This is a genomic window from Gaetbulibacter aquiaggeris, assembly GCF_044003965.1.
Classification (GTDB): domain Bacteria; phylum Bacteroidota; class Bacteroidia; order Flavobacteriales; family Flavobacteriaceae; genus Yeosuana; species Yeosuana aquiaggeris.
In genome coordinates, this window is sequence record NZ_JBAWKC010000002.1 from 599,516 (window position 1) to 617,235 (window position 17,720).

Here is a 17,720-nt window from a genome sequence, read left to right on the forward strand (position 1 = left end):
TTAATAAAAAGCACTCTCAAAATAGAGAGTGCTTTTTTAATTTGTTTTAAAAAAATTTGGTATCCGTAAATTATAGGTATTTTAATGTTTTACAATTAATTTTTTACACCTAATTTTTCTAGTATAGTTTCCATTAAACACCATTTGGTTAAGGAGGACTGTAATAAATTAGCTCCTACAAAAGCAGTAAACCACAGCCAATTTATATTAACATAAATAGCCAATAATAAGCTTGCTAATATAAATGTTCCGGCAACGCCTCTAACAATTCTGTTTTTCATATGTATATTTATTAGTTTGATTTTTCAATGTTTATAACGGCTAAATGTATATGTGACATGGTTTTTTGTTTATCGTTGAAATCATTTATTAATTTAAACAACATATCCACATTTTCTTTTTTTACAAAAGCGTAAAACACAATAGATTCTGTTTGATTCATTTCACTGGAAAACCAATTAGATTCTATGGCATCTTCAGTACTATCTCTGTATCCCGTAACTTCTTTAAAAGAAAAAGTTCTAACCTCCGCTTTTTTTAATTGCAATTTAATGTCTTTTTCAAATTGCTTAATGGCTGTAATAATAACTAATTTCATGTTATGATGTATTTAATTCTTATTCTTTTTCATCTATAGGTTCTTTTATTTCCCATTTTTTACGTTCTGTGATATAATAAATTAAAGGCACAACAATTAACGTAAGCAAAGTAGAAACAATGGCTCCTGCAACTAATGAAATGGCTAGCCCTTGAAAAATAGGATCAAATAAAATGATGGATGCCCCAATTACAACAGCTCCTGTAGTTAATAAAATAGGAGTTGTCCTCACAGCACCAGCATCAATAATGGCTTGTTTTATTGGGATACCATCGTTTAATCTAATCTCAATAAAGTCAATTAACAAAACAGAGTTTCTTACCATAACACCTGCTAAGGCAATCATTCCAATAAAGGAGGTTGCCGTAAAGAAAGCACCTAAAATCCAGTGTCCAAGAACAATACCCACTAATGATAATGGAATGGCAACCATCATTACCAAAGGGGTTTTAAAGTTTTGAAACCAACCAACAATGAGCATGTAAATAATCACAATAACTATTAAAAAGGCAGCACCTAAGTCACGGAATACTTCTAAAGTAATTTGCCATTCGCCATCCCATTTAACAGTAAAATCGGTTTCTTCGGTAGGAGCTTCCATATACAATTCATTGATTTTATATCCTTTGGGAAGCTCTATTTTTTGAAGTTTTTCGTTCATTCCTAAAATCGCATATACCGGACTTTCTAGGACCCCGGCCATATCAGCTAAAACATAAACAACGCGTTTTTGGTCTTTTCTATATATAGTATTTTCAAGAGTTCCTTTTTTTATGGAAATTAAATCACTTACAGAAACGACATTTCCATTTTGTCCTTTAATTTTAAGATTTTGAATATCTTGTAGTGATGTTTTATCCTTGTCATCTAAAGAAAGTACAATACTAACATTGTCATTTGAGGTTTCATCATACAAATTGGAAATGGGATATTCTCTGAGTAAATAAGTCAAATTACCTACTACTTGCTGCGGTGCAATGCCATTAAGCATCGCTTTTTCTTTATCTACTTCTAAACGATATTCAGTTTGATTTGCCTCAACCATCCAGTCGGCATCAACCACATCAACTGTATTCTCTAAGATGTCTTTAACCTGTTTAGCTACTTTAATTTGGTCCTCATAATTTGGTCCGTATATCTCAGCAACTAAGGTTGAAAGTACTGGTGGTCCTGGTGGTACTTCAACAATTTTTACATTGGCATTATATTTTTTGGCAATTTTTTGAATGTTTGGGCGCACAATTTTTGCAATGTCATGACTTTGTAAATCTCTATGCTCTTTGTGTACAAGATTTACTTGAATGTCAGCCATATTACTACCACCGCGTAAATCATAATGCCTCACTAAACCATTAAATGTAATGGGAGATGACGCGCCAATATAATTCTGGTAATCTACAACCTCTGGAATAGTGGTTAAGTATTGCGCAATTTCTTGAGTAACAACTGCCGTTCTTTCTAAAGTGCTGCCTTCAGGCATGTCAATGACTATCTGAAATTCATTCTTATTGTCAAAAGGCAACATTTTTACTGCTACTGACTTTGTGAAAAACAGCATCATTGATCCTAAAAGTAATAGAATGGTAATGCCAAACATGACATTACGTTTAGTAGAATTATCTAGGAAAGGCTGTTCTATTTTTTTATAGACTTTATAAATGGGGGTTGTTTCTAAACCGCCTTCTTCTTTGTGTGCTTGCTCCTCTTTTTCCTGTAATAAATGATACCCTAAATATGGGGTTACAGTTAAGGCAACAAACAAAGATAAGATCATTGCGATAGACGCTCCAATGGGCATAGGACTCATATAAGGCCCCATCATACCAGATACAAAGGCCATAGGCAGAATAGCCGCTATTACCGTAAAAGTTGCTAATATGGTTGGATTACCCACTTCATTGATAGCGTAAATAGCAGCTTGTTTAAATGGTAATCGTTTCATTTTAAAATGCCTGTGCATATTTTCGGCTATGATTATACTATCATCAACCACAATACCCACTACAAATACTAAAGCAAATAGTGTGATCCTGTTTAATGTGTAACCCAGCATATAATATGCAAACAAGGTTAAGGCAAAGGTTAAAGGCACCGAAAAGAAAACCACTAAACCGCCTCTCCATCCCATGGCAAGCATTACCAAAATGGTAACAGCTAATATGGCTACTCCTAAATGCAATAATAATTCACCTACTTTATCTGAGGCCGTTTCACCATAATTTCTGGTAACGTCAATATGTACATCAGAAGGAATTAAGTTTGATTTTAATTTATCTATATGCTTTAATATTTTTTCAGAGACCTTCATGGCATCCGCTCCTTTTACTTTTGAAACCGATATAGTGACAGCAGGATATTCAGAATTATATTCTTTAAAATCGTCATTCGCTTGACCAAAACCAAAAGACACATAGGATTTTGGTGATGATGGTCCATCTTGAATAGTGGCTACTTGTTTTAAATAAACCGGCATATTTTTATTGATGCCAATCACTAAATTTTCAACATCTTCAGCGGATTCTAAAAATCGACCAGTAGTAATTAAATATTCAGTATCATTATTTATAAAACTCCCTGATTGCGAACTACTATTATTGGCTTGAATCATTTGCATAATGCCTAAGGCATCTACACCGTTTCCAGCCATCTTATCCTTATCAAGGATGACTTTTAACTCCCTGTTTCTGCCACCAATGACAGTGGTGATGGATACATCTTTAACTTTTTCAATTTCAGAGGTGACTTCTTCAGCGATTTCTCTTAATTGAAAATCATTATAGTTTTCGCTCCAAAGTGTTAAGCCTAACATAGGAACATCATCAATAGCACGTGTTTTAACCACGGGTTTATAAACACCTTGAGGAAACATGTTTTCATGCTTCATCAGCTCGTCATATAATTTTACATAGGAACGTTCTGTATCTTCACCTACATAAAATTGAACCACCATCACGGCCTGACCATTCATTGCCATACTGTGTACGTGCTCAACACCTTTAATATTTGAAATAATTTTCTCTAAAGGTTTTATAACCCTGTTTTCTACTTCGGTAGGGTTGGCACCGGGATAACCAACCATAACGTCGGCCATTGGTACAATTATTTGTGGTTCTTCTTCTCTTGGGATTAGAAATGAACTATATATTCCAATAATCATCAAACCTATCATCAATAAAATGGTCAGTTTTGAGTTGATGAAAAAATGGGCAATTTTACCTGAAATTCCTTCTTGCATAATTTTTTTCTTTAAATTTTATAAGTTTAAAGTTGTTTTTCTGTTCTAGCTGACTATTGGATGGTTACCTTAACACCATTGTATAATTTTCCGTCAGCTGAAATAATATAGGATTCATTGGCATTTAAGCCTGATAAAACTTCTATTTGATCACCAAATGTTCTTCCTAAGCGCAACCAGCGCAATAAGGCGGTGTTGCTTTCACTAACGGTATAAACGCCAGAAAGCTGGCCTTTTGTAACAAGCGCCTCTACTGGAATTAAAACCGCATTGGTTTTTTCTTGTGTTTCTTGTGAAAATTGAGCAGTAACAAACATGCCTGACAAAATAGAAGCATCCGTTTTTTCTAAGGCAACTTTTACCAAGAATTGACCGCCAGTGTTTTTAGCAGAAGAGCTTACTTCAGTGACTTTTCCTTTTACTGTCTTGTTAATTGATTTTACCAGAACATTAACTTCACTCCCAGATATGATTTCTGAGATATTACTTTCAGGAACCATCGCTATGACTTCAAAATTCCCTGGAGCTTCTAAGGCAATTAAAGGCATTCCCGGGTTTGCCATATCGCCATTTTTAACAAATCTTCCTGTAACAACACCATCAAATGGTGCTCTAATATTAGCATAAGTAAACTGTGCATCTACTTCATTTTTCATTTGTTTAGCGCCTTCTAATCTGGCTTTAGCCATATTATAATGAGCCGTCATATCATCAAATTCTTTTTGAGAAGCACTGTTTTCTGCAAATAGATTTTTATATCTATTATAATCTTTTTCTGCATTGGTAAAGGCTGCATTCGCTTCATTGATGCTGGCATTAACTTGAGATAATTTTGCCTGTAAATCTGAATTATTAATAACAACAAGTAACTGGCCTTGTTTTACTTTATCACCAACATTTACAGGGGTATTAGTAACATAACCCATCATGCGTGTGCTTAAATTGGCACTTTTAACGGCTTGTATAGTCCCGCTCGTTGTTATAAATGAACTCTTGCTATTGTCATTTACGGCTTTTACTTTTACAGAAATAGAGGCTTTATCAGTAATGGTTTTGTTCTCATCATTACCACAACTAAAAGTTATGAATGATATTGCTAAAAGAGGTATTATATATTTTGTTTTCATAGTTGTTTATTAAGCTTTAGTTAAAAATTGAAGGTATGCTTGCGCATAATTATATTCAAAAATGGTTTGGTAATATTCTAATTGTTTTTGCGCAAATTGTGTTTCTGCCATTAATAAGTCTGATGTTTTTTCTAATCCTTCTTCAAAACGATTGGTTCTTATTCTCAACGATTCTTGAGATTGCTCCATAGCAAGTTTTGAAAGTTTTAATTTGTTTTCCGCATCAATAAATAGGCGTTTGGCTTTATTTAATTCCAACTGACTTTGTGATACATATTGTTCATATTGAAGTTTTGATTTTTCAAAGGCAGCTCTACTTTTTTGAGCTTTTCCAAAACGCTTGGTGCCATCTAAAAGAGTCCAGCTTAATTGGGCACCAAACAAATAACCGCTGGCATCACCTTGAAAAACTTGGTCATCATACAACTCATAACTTCCAAAAGCGTTTAATGTGGGAAGAAAGGTCATTCTATCAGCTTTGCTCATGGTTTCATAAGCATTTGAAGCTAATTGCATGGCTTTAATATCAGAACGTTCTGTTGAAATTTGTGTGGCTACTACTAAATCAAAATGGTTTATACTTAAGCTGTCTGATGGATGTAGCAAGGCATTGCTGGAATCATTCATAAGAAAGGATAAATAATTTGAAGCATTTTCAACATTGCTTTTTGCTATTTGCAACTGATTTTTTACTTCAGTAACTCTTACTTCAACAGCCAATACATCAGCCCGTTGTAAATACCCTTGTTTAAAGCTATTATCAGCTAATGATTTATTTGATTCTGCCGCTTGTAGTGCTTTTTCTATCACTTCCAAAGCTTTATAGGCTAATTGCAGTTGCATGTAAGCTTTGTCAACTTCAAACATGAGGTAATCATTCGTTCTTTCTGTTTGTAAAGTCATGGCATCCATTTTGTTTTTAGCAGCTTTGCGCTGATAAAAACCATCCATATTGATAAGCGGCTGTTTCACTTCTATTCGGGTAGCAAAATTTTGAGTCTGATCAGGATTATTTAATAAATCTGGATTAAAATCTGCTGCTGTGAGTATGCTTTGATTTAATTTGGATCCAAAAGCCATTAAGGGATTTGTTGTAGAAATACCAGTATGTGAAACTGCAATATTTGGTAAAAAAATAGCATTGGTTTGTCGGAAATCAGCTCTTGCCTCATTGTAGTCTTCTTTTGATATTTTTAAGCTTTGGTTTTCCTGGTAAACTCTAACTAAAACTTCAGCTTTTGAGATGTGAATAATCTCTTGGGCATTTATTAAAGAAACAAGGCCTAAAAAGAGAAGCGTTGTTATTTTTAAATTGTTTTTCATAAAATTATTTATTTAACGTGGCAAATGTAGACCTGTTTTTATTGTTCTTGGGTAACCTATGTTACCTAGTTTTATGTTTTATGTTTTTGTAAATTTTTTAAAAGTAAAAGGACATAGCGAGTTTGCAAATGATTTTAATCAATTGACCAAAAGATTTGTTATGGATTTAAGATGAGGAATCAATAAATCCACTATATATTTAGAGCGAAGTGATTTAATGAAAAGGGACGATAATATTAAATCCCGTCTTAAAACCTGGATAAATTCCTGTTAAAGGCACGTAAATGATTATTTGATGCAAATATTAATTTCGAATACACATCATGTATATCATTTTTTGATGTTTTTTTGATGGCTTTTTCCAAGTCTTCAATGTCCACAACTTCTATCATTTTGCCAACCTCTAGAGCATCCTGTCTTGATTTTGAACCTTTTTCAATGAAGTTGTTATACATGGTTTGTAATTGCTCATTATAGAAAACACCTTGTTCAAAGTTTAACTTATACCTTATTTTATAGGAGTTGAGCAAATATTCCATCATATCCATATGATGTTGTTCACTTTGTTTGATATTATTAAAAACTCTCATTTGCCATTTGGCATCTAAAATCTCATAAACATCTCGGGCGAGTTTCTCTTCTTCAAGCATATATTTCATATCACTAACCTCATGGGTTGAAAGATTTATGCCTTGACAGAAAGTATCAAAACTGAGCAATGAAATAATAATAAATGTGATTTTAAAGAATGCAATTTTCATGAGTTTGAGATAGTATTAGATTATATTCGTCTTCAGTTAAAAATTGTGCGGTATAAGTGTCACCTATTAATTCAATACTAGATACAAAGCTTCTTAAGTGATTACCTGAACCACATTTTAAACTTTCAAAAACTTCAATTACAGATGTGCTTTCCACGTGATTTATAAACTCTTGTAAATCTACAATATCTAAATCTTCAATGGTAGCGCCAATTTGTAATGCATTTGCTTGACTTAACTGACCATTTTCTACAAATTGATTATAGTAATCTTGTAAGTGGTCATCATCAAATTCACCGTAAGGTAAAATAGTGTATGGGGTTTTACTTTGCTCTAATAAGGTTATAATGGCATCCATATGAGATTGTTCACTTATTTTAATGTTAGCAAATTGAATGAGGCCCCACTCCGAGTCTAAAAACTCATAAGTGTCTCTCGCTAATTTTTCTTCTTCTAGCATAAATAAGAGTGCTTCTGTATCTGTAACGGAAAGCTCAATAGTATTAATGGATTGATTATTATCATTATTACTATCACTGCAAGAAGTCATAAATGAAATAGATCCTATGACAATTAATATTTTTACAGTTTTAAGGGTACTTAAAATTTTCATGATTCTGACTTTAATTTTTTTTATTTTTTGATATCCTAATGAATAATTCAAAGTTAAATTAGTTTATAGATTAAAAGAGTAACCTTTGCTGCTAAGCCCTTTAGAGATTTCTATTCCTAGATCTGCTTAAAAATAAAGCTGCTTAAGTTATGACGAAATGATATTAGTCAATTTACTAATGGTGGTTTTTGATAAAAAGAATGTAACAAATGTGTCGTTGTTTTTTGACAAAAGAATTAATTTTATATTGTTGAAAATACTTTCTAAAATATTATCATTTATACTCACTTCAATCATTATATTGAATAGTTTGCAAGTGTCCTTGACATATGCCTATTACAATATAGATACTGTTGGTTTTATTGAAAAGCTATGTGAAAATAAAGACATACCAGAATTACAATGTCATGGAAAATGTCATTTGAAGAAACTTGTTGATAACAATACAAATAATGATAAAGAACCCGTAAAAGCTGTCAATCTTAAAGACGTCACTTTATATGTTGTTGAATTTATGAAGTATGATTTTAATAGCGTTTCATTTAAAAATGTTCAATTAGGAAATTATAATAATTTATATGCCTTTTCTTTTATTGATTCTTTAGATCGCCCACCACAAACTTAATTCTCTTTATTTAAAATAATTCAGGAGATAATAACATCTTCTACAAATTAAATTATTTCAATTTTTAAATAATAAAAAATGAGAACATTTTATAGTGTGCTTTTATGCATGCTTATTTATGTTGTGTCTTTTTCTCAAGAAAAAAAGGACACAGCTAAAGATACAATTACACAAAAAACAGTGCAACTGGATGAAGTTTTAATAACGGGTAACGCTATTATGGATCCTGTTTTAACTCAGGCATCAAATGATTATCAAAAAAACATTGTTCAGCCTAAAAATGTAGCCGATTTATTTAATAATATAAACGGTTTTTCTGTTATAAAAAGGGGAAATTATGCAACAGATCCATCATTTAGAGCCGCACAATATGAACAGTTAAATATTCAATATGATGGTGGTACCAAAGCTATGAATGCTTGTCCAAATAGAATGGACCCGATTACTACCCACATCATACCTGAAGAAGTTTCAAAAATAGAAATTATTAAAGGTCCTTACACGGTGCGTTATGGAGCCACTTTTGGAGGTGTTATAAATATAGTCACTGATAAGCCTAATTTAGATGATCATGGATTTCATGGTAAAGTGTCGGGAGGCTATGAGTCCAATGGAAATTCTTTTGTAACCATGTTGCAATTACAACAAGTAACTAATACTTATGACTTAGTTGGTAATGTTGGATACAGAGATTTTGGTAATTATAAGGATGGTAATCAGATTGAAATTCCGTCGTCATTCAAAAGTACCGATTATGGACTCAAATTTGGATATAACTTATTAGAAAATCAACGCTTACAAGCTCATTGGAGACAGTCATTTGGCAGAGATGTATTGCATGCGGGTTTACCAATGGATACAGAATATGATAACAGCAGTATCTTATCCTTAGATTATAAATGGTCCAACATTGGAGATATTTTAAGATCTATCACTGCTAAAACGTATTATAGCTATGTAGATCATTTAATGACAAATAATTTAAGGCCCTCATTTATGATGACTGAAGCTTCTTCTGCAGTTGAAGCAACAACGATAGGAGGTAAGTTAGAATTAAACTGGATGCCATTTGATAATCTTAACATCTTTTCCGGTATAGATATGATGCATATTGCTAGAGATGGCGGCAGAGACCGCTTAGTTAAGGTGATGAATGGTATGATGTTGCCAACTCCAAGGTTATTTTATGACAAGGTTTGGCAAGATTCCTATATTGATGATATAGGCGTGTTTACTGAGGCAAAATGGGCTGTAAACAGTTCAACTATTTTGACAGCAGGTTTAAGAACAGATATTGTAAGTTCTGATATTAAGGATCCAGAAGTTGATTTTGCTGACCTGTATAATTTAAGAAAGCGCACAGAACAAAATGTAAGCGGTACTATTTCTGTTAAAAAAACAGTGTCAGATAATTTGACTTTTGAAGCAGCTTTTGGTAGAGGCGTGCGTTCAGCAAATATGATTGAGCGATTTATTAATCATTTTACGGTTGGACAAGATTCTTATGAATATATAGGAAATCCTAATTTAAAGGCTGAAGTTAATAACCAATTTGAGATTGGTTTTAAAGGCTATGAAAACTTAAAAAAGGGATTCAATACGTTTAGATATGAGACGTCTTTTTATTACTCGTTTTTTGACAATTATATTGTTGCAATTGAAGATGTTAGTTTAACCAGAAAATATATGCCATCATTGCAACCTGTGAATCCTAAAGTGTTTCAAAATTTAGATAAGGCTTACAAAACAGGTTTTGAGGTTATGGGTCAATTAGATTTTTTAAATGATTATTATTTTAAAACTGCGGCTGCTTATGTATATGCTAAAAACAAAGATTTAAATGAGTCTTTACCACTTATTCCGCCTTTTAATATGACCCTTACCGCGGGTTTTGAAAAAGAGAAAGTTTGGGCGAATGCACAATATAAAATCAACAGTAGACAGAATAATATAGCCGAAAGCTTTGGTGAAATTGAAACAGCGGGTTATGAAACTTTAGATCTTCGGTTTGGAGTGAAGCCCTTTAAACAAGTATCTCTTGGAGTTGCTGTATTAAATGTGTTTGATCAAGCTTATCATGATCATCTGAATTTTTCATTTAATAATCAAGCAGATTTTGGAGCAGTTCCAATTACTGAACCAGGAAGAAATATAACTGTATTTTTTCAAAAGAAATTCTAAATAATAAAAAGAGCTTCACGATTGAGGCTCTTTTTAAATTTTTAGTATAAATAGTTATTTTATAGTATCTATTTATATCAATTATATTACTATTTATACTTTTTTTTAATTTTAATCACTTCCAGTAATTAGAAGACTTTCATTTAATTATGAAAATTGTAACAAAAGCTGCTTAATTTCTCGTTTTAAATTTGTTACTTTTGCTAAAATTTTTAAATCAATAAGACAAATGAAATTAATCAAGTTTTTAGCAGTTGTATTTTTAACTACTATAGTATCATCATGTAATAGCCAAGGTGTTACAAAAAAATCATTAGACACAGAAATTGACTCATTAAGTTATGCCATAGGTATGGATGTAGCCCGAAATGTTCAAACTAATGTCTCTGAAATGAATAAAGATCTTTTTTTACAAGGGTTTAATAATGTTATGGATTCTACTACTCTTTTAATTGACAAAGAACAGGTACAAGACATATTGAGTAATTATTTTAAGAAAAAACAGGAAGTAGAAAAAGAAAAACAACAAGCTGATGCATTGGCTAAAGCTGAGGAGCAGTTTAATGATAACAAAGTTGCTTGTGAAAAATTCTTGGAAGAAAATAAAACTAAGGAAGGTGTAAAAGTAACAAATAGTGGTTTACAGTATATTGTTTTGAAGGAAGGAACAGGTGAGAAACCATCGGCTACTTCAACGGTAAAAGTTCATTACCAAGGGACATTAATTGATGGAACTGAATTTGATAGCTCAATTAAAAGAGGTGAACCAACTCAATTTGGTGTTGGACAGGTAATTAAAGGTTGGACTGAAGGATTGCAGTTAATGCCTGTAGGTTCAAAATACAGGTTTTTTATTCCTCAAGACTTGGCTTATGGAGCATTTCCTCGTCAGGGTGGACCAATACAACCATTTTCTGCTTTAGTTTTTGAAGTAGAACTTATAGAAATCGTTAAATAATATTGAAAAATATATTGGTTTTAAAAAAGCAGGAAGTTTAACTTCCTGCTTTTTTGTTTAATGACTTTAGTTTCGGTTTTCGTATGCAGGTCTTGCAGGTTTTTTAAATATTTTTTGACTATTAAGTAATTTTAAAATTTCATTAATCCCAGCCTCAAGTTGGACATCATTTCCATTTGCCAGTTTTTGAAAATCTTCTATTACTTCTATATCTGGGTCTACACCATGGCCTTCCTTAAACCATTCACCATTCGGATCATACATTCTAAAAGTTGGTATAGTTATACGGCCGTTATCAACTAAATTAGGTGCGCCAGAAATACCAATTAAGCCACCCCAAGTGCGCGTTCCGATGAGTGGACCTAAACCTCTTTTTCTAAAATAATCAGGAAAAGCATCACCTCCAGAACCACTAAACCCATTAATAAGCATAACTTTTGGACCAAAGCTGCCCGATGGCGGCCAAGCCCAATCTTTTCCATCTCTTACTGCCCAGTAAGCTAAAGGATCTCTGTCCAATAACTCAATAAACCTATCAGGAATTTGTCCTCCACTATTGAATCTTTCATCTATAATCAAACCTTCTTTGTTCATCTGTGCATAAAATTGTCTAATCAATTCATTTTGACCATCAATTCCTGTGCTGCGCACATAAACATATCCTATCTTACCATTTGTTGCTTCATCTACTCTTTTTCTATTGTTCTCTATCCAGCCTAAATGGCGCAACCTTGTTTCTGAAGACATTGTTTTTACAATAATTTTTTTTGAATTAATTATTGATGGTGTATTATTAACGGTTAACTGTACGGTTGTTTCTGCTAATCCTTGAAACGCCGATGAAAAAGGTTTAGCAGGGTCAACTATGAGTCCATTTACAGCTAAAATATAATCTCCTTCTTTTAAGTCAATACCTGGTTTGGACAGTGGGGAGCGCTCTTCAACATCCCAAGGTGCTCCAGAAATAATTTTTTTGATTTTATAGTGACCATTTTCTAAACTAATATCAGCCCCTAAATAACCAACATTCATCGTTGGCCCGGACGCTATATCACCACCACCATTGTAGGTGTGAGAGGCATTTAATTCGGCAATTAAATCACCAATAATAATGTTTACATCATTTCGAGAGTTAGCTTGGTCCACTAAATTGCCATAACGTGTTTTCATAGTATTCCAGTCTACTCCATGCATGCCAGGATCATAGAAGTAATCTCTTTCAAAACGCCAAACATCATTAAAAATTTGCTTCCATTCTTCTTTGGGAACAATAGTCATTACCATTTTATCAGTAGGAACGGTTTTGTCTATTTTTTGATCTGCTTTAATCTCTATAACAGCAAGTTTTTTTCCTTGTAACACTAATACTTTTTTACCATTGGCTGAGACTTTATAATTAGAAACTTTGTTTATGATTGTTTTAACTTCCCGTTCCTTAAAATCATAATAATCTAATTTAGGTGATTCCTCCTCACTTGCTCCGGAATTTGGAAACCTTGTAAATAATAACTTGCCTTCAACCGCATGTAAATTGTTTAAATTTCCGGCTGGTATGTCTAACATTTCTATACGGTTTTCAAACCCGTTAATGTCAATAACTGTTTTAACTATTTCTTTTTTAGCTTCTTTGTCAGAACCTTTTTTCTTTTCATCAGCATCTTTCTCTTTTTCATCTTCTTTTGTTGAATCCTCTATAGCATCATTTTTAACTTCTAATAAAGACTTTTCTTTTGCACTTAATGTAGCAACTGCAATAGTAGTTGAATTTGGATAAATGAACGTATTATCTAAATCTGAATAAACGGGGTTAAATGTTCTGCTCGTTCCAAAGAACAGATATTTACCATCAACACTAAAAGTAGGATCATAATCACTATAATAACCCGAAGTAAGTTGAGTGGTTTTTTTATTCTGAACATCATAAAGAAAAATGGCTGTTTTAGAACGATTATCTGTACTCCTGGAATAAACAGCCCAATTACTGTCTGTAGACCAACTAACTTTGAAGTTTTGTAAATTTCCTTGAAACATGTAATTTCCTTTATCAACTTTAATGACATCTCCAGTATTTACATCAATACAATGTATATCCATAGCTTGATTCACATACATGATTTTTTTGCTGTTTGGAGACCAAAAAATGGAATAATTAAACCCGCTTTTAAAATCGGTAATAGTTTTTGGTTTTTGAACCCCTTTGACATCATACAAATTCAATTGGTATTCTCCATTAGAGTCACACCAATAAGCTAAATATTTTCCGTCTGGAGACCAAGCTGGCTCTCTTTCGGCAGATCCAGATGAAGCTGTTAAATTAGACACAAATCCTTCGGCTGCAGGTAAATCAAATAAGTCACCTCTTGCTTCAACAATAACTCTATTTCCATCAGGGGAAATCGTTGCGCCTTGAATGAATTCGGCAACATTTTTTTGTTGTGGAAGAAGGTTTTTTTGATCTGAAATTATTTCAACATTAACTTCTTTAGTTTTTTCAGTTTCTAAATTGAATAGATATAATTTTCCGCCAGCTTCAAAAATAATATCTGAAGAACAGCTTTCAGGATATGTAATATCAAAATCAACAAAATGTGTTAATTGACTATTTGTATTGTTTTCATTATCATGTTTCCAAATATTATTTCTTTTCTCAGGTCCGTTATCCGACATATAATATATATTGTTTCCAACCCACATTGGTAACTCATCATTGGCTATATTATTGGTAATATTTTGGCATTCAAAAGTTTTAAGATCAAAAACCGTAATATCCGGAGCTGTCCCACCACGATACCGTTTCCAATTTCTTTGTACTCTCGATCTGTCTGTATAGGCTATTTTTTGTCCATCAGCTGAAAATGAAGCATATTCTCCATAAGGAACTGGTAATTTAGTAAGGGTGCCTTCCGCTATAGAAATTGTATAAAATTGGCTATAACGTTGGCGTCCGCTTTCTCTTGAAGAGGCGAATAAAACAGACTTACCATCTGGTGACCATCCTAAAACACGATCAGGCATGCCATGATAGGTCAGTCTTTTCGGGATGCCTCCATTTATGTCAATGACATATACATCATCATTGCCTTCATAATTGGCTGTGTATGCTATCATTTTTCCATCAGGAGAAAACCTTGGAAAACTTTCAGCACCTTCCGGGGAGCTTAACCGATTCGCGATGCCTCCAGATTTAGGCATAATCCAGACATCATCTCCGTATACAAAAGTAATATGTGTGTCTGAAACATCCGGATATTGCATTAATTTTCCACTTATTTGAGCAGTCATTAATCCAAAAAATAACATAATAATTAAAAAAGATAATTTTTTCATAAGATCCATTGTGATATATAAAAGTTAGTTTAACAAGTTACTATTATTCTTTAAAATAATTTTATTTTGAAAAATAAAAGTTTTCTTGATCAAGTTATATCTTAATAAATCAATACGCTTTTTTTTAGTTACAAATCTATATGCACTATATTTGCCTTTAATTTAAGATTAGAATGCATAAAGCAGGTTTTGTAAATATTATTGGAAATCCAAATGTTGGTAAGTCTACGCTTATGAATGCGTTTGTAGGTGAGAAATTATCTATCATCACATCCAAAGCACAAACCACTAGGCATCGTATTTTAGGCATTGTAAATGGTGAAGACTTTCAAGTGGTATTATCAGATACACCAGGCATTATAAAACCAGCTTATGAACTTCAAGAGTCTATGATGGGTTTTGTTAAATCTGCCTTTGAAGATGCTGATGTATTATTATATATGGTTGAAATTGGCGAGCAAGAATTGAAAGATGAAGCTTTTTTCAATAAAATTACCAATTCAAAAATTCCAGTACTTTTATTATTAAATAAAATTGATAAATCAAATCAGGAGCAGCTTGAAACACAAGTGCAACTGTGGTCTGAAAAAGTACCAAATGCTGAAATTTTTCCCATTTCTGCATTAGAAGGTTTTAATATAAAGGAAGTGTTCAATAGAATTATTGAATTACTTCCAGAGTCTCCCGCCTTTTATCCTAAAGATCAATTAACTGATAAACCGGAGCGTTTTTTTATTAATGAAACCATTCGTGAAAAAATCCTAATGCATTATAAAAAGGAAATTCCGTATGCTGTGGAGGTAGATACTGAAGAATTTTTTGAAGAAGAAAACATCATTAGAGTGCGTTCAGTCATTATGGTGGAGCGTGAAACTCAAAAAGGAATCATTATTGGGCATAAAGGGACTGCCTTAAAACGGGTAGGTGTAGAGGCAAGAAAAGACCTGGAAAAATTCTTTGGAAAACAAATACATATTGAATTATATGTTAAAGTAAATAAGAATTGGCGCTCTAATGTGAATCAGTTAAAACGGTTTGGTTACAATAATTAAGAAAAAGGTTTTAATACCTTATTCATAAATTCCTGCAATTCTAACATTTCGTTTTTACTTGAGGCTTTTCCAATACTTCCTGCAAAGTATAGTGCAAACCAAACAATAACCATAAAAAGCATGAGGCTAACCTGTAAAGCATAGCTCGACTTTAAGGCCCAATTAGTATAAGCCCATATACTAAAGGCTATAAATAAGCCTGCTACCATAAAATGGAGAAACATAAAAAAAGTCCAAACAGTTGGGTTGGGGCCATATAATCCATGAAGTAAGCTCGATTTTTCATCTACTTCATTAATTTCAAGATGAAGTTGTGGCGACCAAAAGTGCTGTTTTTGTTTCGGGAATTTTATAAAAACATGGTCATCAATGCGATTTACAATATACTCTTTTTGTGATGTTTTGGCTATTTCAAAATCTTTTAAAACAACTTCATTATGATAGGGTAATTCTATTTTAAAACGCGGGCGTAAGACGATGGCATTGGTAGTTGACATGTTGTTTTGTTTTAAGGAGATTAAAATACTATTTTTTTCAAAGAGTAAACACTACCTTTGCACACAATTTAAAGATTATGAGTAATATAGTAGCTATAGTAGGAAGGCCAAATGTAGGAAAATCAACGTTTTTTAATCGTTTGATTCAAAGAAGAGAAGCCATTGTTGATGCCGTTAGCGGTGTTACCAGAGACCGTCATTATGGGAAATGTGATTGGAATGGTAAAGAGTTTTCTGTAATTGATACCGGTGGCTATGTTAAAGGAAGTGATGATGTTTTTGAAGCTGAAATTGATAAGCAGGTAGAATTGGCCATTGATGAAGCAGATGCTATTCTATTTATGGTTGATGTTGAATCTGGCGTAACTGGAATGGATGAAGATGTTGCCAATTTATTGCGAAAAGTAAACAAACCGGTATTTTTGGTTGTAAATAAGGTTGATAATGCTAAGCGTGAGGAAGATGCTGTAGAATTTTACTCACTTGGTCTAGGTGAATATTATACTATTGCCAGTATTAATGGCAGTGGAACAGGCGATCTATTGGACGCTTTGGTGAAAGCACTACCTGAAAAGGAAACAGTTGTTGAAGAAACCTTACCTCGTTTTGCAGTGGTTGGTCGTCCAAACGCAGGGAAATCATCTTTTATTAATGCCTTAATGGGTGAAGATCGATATATCGTAACAGATGTTGCGGGTACGACGCGTGATTCTATTGATACTAAATACAGTAGTTTTGGTTTTGAATTTAACCTGGTAGATACTGCTGGGATAAGACGAAAAGCGAAAGTTAAGGAAGATCTGGAATTTTATTCAGTCATGCGAAGTGTTCGTGCTATTGAACATTGTGACGTATGTTTAATTGTAATGGATGCAAGCCGAGGCTTTGACGGACAAGTTCAAAATATATTTTGGTTAGCTGAACGTAACAGAAAAGGGATTGTCATTTTGGTGAATAAATGGGATTTGGTTGAGAAGGATACAAAAACAACCAAAGAGTATGAAAAAGCCATAAGAAAGGAACTTGAACCCTTTACAGATGTGCCTATTATATTTATTTCAGCTTTAACCAAACAGCGTATATATAAGGCTATTGAAACGGCTGTTGAGGTTTATAAAAACAGAACAAAAAAGATAAAGACTAGTAAGTTGAATGAAATCTTACTACCCATTATTGAAAATTATCCACCACCGGCATACAAAGCAAAATATGTTAAGATTAAGTATATAATGCAATTGCCAACACCACAACCGCAGTTTGCATTCTTTTGTAATTTGCCTCAATATGTAAAAGACGCTTATAAACGTTTTCTGGAAAATAAGTTAAGAGAACATTTTGATTTTCATGGGGTGCCTATAAGTGTGTATATGAGAAAGAAATAGTTTATTTGATATTTTTAAGAGCATGTTTTTGTTTTTAAATA

General features: G+C 32.8%; 14 protein-coding genes. 5 read left to right on the forward strand and 9 right to left on the reverse strand.

Annotated features, from left to right (window positions below):
* Positions 1-95: 95 nt before the first annotated feature.
* From V8G56_RS08910 to V8G56_RS08940, 7 genes are all read right to left on the reverse strand, one after another.
* Complete coding sequence (locus V8G56_RS08910) at positions 96-281, reverse strand: YgaP family membrane protein (RefSeq protein WP_395438099.1); 186 nt, start codon at positions 279-281, stop codon at positions 96-98.
* 11 nt (positions 282-292) lie between these two features.
* Positions 293-598, reverse strand: coding sequence for a hypothetical protein (locus tag V8G56_RS08915; protein ID WP_395438100.1), 306 nt, complete (start codon positions 596-598; stop codon positions 293-295).
* A 19-nt stretch (positions 599-617) separates the two neighbouring features.
* Positions 618-3,833, reverse strand: a complete 3,216-nt coding sequence (locus V8G56_RS08920) for an efflux RND transporter permease subunit (RefSeq protein WP_395438101.1) — start codon at positions 3,831-3,833, stop codon at positions 618-620.
* A gap of 53 nt (positions 3,834-3,886) precedes the next feature.
* Entirely contained in the window at positions 3,887-4,960 is a 1,074-nt protein-coding gene (locus tag V8G56_RS08925) for an efflux RND transporter periplasmic adaptor subunit (protein ID WP_395438102.1), read from the reverse strand.
* Between the two features lie 9 nt (positions 4,961-4,969).
* Positions 4,970-6,283 (reverse strand): TolC family protein, encoded by a 1,314-nt coding sequence (locus V8G56_RS08930; protein ID WP_395438103.1) that lies wholly within the window; start codon positions 6,281-6,283, stop codon positions 4,970-4,972.
* Between the two features lie 248 nt (positions 6,284-6,531).
* Positions 6,532-7,044 carry a DUF2202 domain-containing protein gene (locus tag V8G56_RS08935; RefSeq protein WP_395438104.1) on the reverse strand — a complete coding sequence of 171 codons (513 nt, stop codon included), beginning with the start codon at positions 7,042-7,044 and terminating at the stop codon, positions 6,532-6,534.
* On the reverse strand, positions 7,025-7,657 hold the full coding sequence (locus tag V8G56_RS08940; RefSeq protein ID WP_395438105.1) for a DUF2202 domain-containing protein: 633 nt from the start codon (positions 7,655-7,657) through the stop codon (positions 7,025-7,027). Before V8G56_RS08940 ends, V8G56_RS08935 begins: the two co-directional genes overlap by 20 nt.
* Before the next feature lie 157 nt (positions 7,658-7,814).
* On the opposite strand from V8G56_RS08940, the gene V8G56_RS08945 reads away from it, so the two are divergent.
* The 3 genes from V8G56_RS08945 to V8G56_RS08955 all read left to right on the forward strand — a co-directional run bounded on the left by V8G56_RS08945 (position 7,815) and on the right by V8G56_RS08955 (position 11,421).
* Positions 7,815-8,282, forward strand: a complete 468-nt coding sequence (locus tag V8G56_RS08945) for a hypothetical protein (protein WP_395438106.1) — start codon at positions 7,815-7,817, stop codon at positions 8,280-8,282.
* A 78-nt stretch (positions 8,283-8,360) separates the two neighbouring features.
* A complete protein-coding gene (locus tag V8G56_RS08950) occupies positions 8,361-10,463 on the forward strand; it encodes a TonB-dependent receptor domain-containing protein (protein ID WP_395438107.1) in 2,103 nt (700 codons plus the stop codon).
* Positions 10,464-10,692: 229 nt separating this feature from the next.
* Positions 10,693-11,421, forward strand: a complete 729-nt coding sequence (locus V8G56_RS08955) for an FKBP-type peptidyl-prolyl cis-trans isomerase (protein ID WP_395438108.1) — start codon at positions 10,693-10,695, stop codon at positions 11,419-11,421.
* A 66-nt stretch (positions 11,422-11,487) separates the two neighbouring features.
* Here the strand turns inward: V8G56_RS08955 and V8G56_RS08960 are convergent, their stop codons facing one another.
* Complete coding sequence (locus V8G56_RS08960) at positions 11,488-14,748, reverse strand: S41 family peptidase (protein WP_395438109.1); 3,261 nt, start codon at positions 14,746-14,748, stop codon at positions 11,488-11,490.
* Between the two features lie 173 nt (positions 14,749-14,921).
* Here V8G56_RS08960 and era point away from each other — a divergent pair, with 173 nt between their 5' ends.
* Positions 14,922-15,800 carry a GTPase Era gene (gene era, locus V8G56_RS08965; protein WP_395438110.1) on the forward strand — a complete coding sequence of 293 codons (879 nt, stop codon included), beginning with the start codon at positions 14,922-14,924 and terminating at the stop codon, positions 15,798-15,800.
* Here the strand turns inward: era and V8G56_RS08970 are convergent.
* Positions 15,797-16,297 (reverse strand): GTP-binding protein, encoded by a 501-nt coding sequence (locus V8G56_RS08970; RefSeq protein ID WP_395438111.1) that lies wholly within the window; start codon positions 16,295-16,297, stop codon positions 15,797-15,799. The genes era and V8G56_RS08970 overlap by 4 nt on opposite strands.
* A 77-nt stretch (positions 16,298-16,374) precedes the next feature.
* Here V8G56_RS08970 and der point away from each other — a divergent pair, with 77 nt between their 5' ends.
* A complete protein-coding gene (gene der, locus V8G56_RS08975) occupies positions 16,375-17,679 on the forward strand; it encodes a ribosome biogenesis GTPase Der (protein WP_395438112.1) in 1,305 nt (434 codons plus the stop codon).
* Positions 17,680-17,720 lie beyond the last annotated feature (41 nt).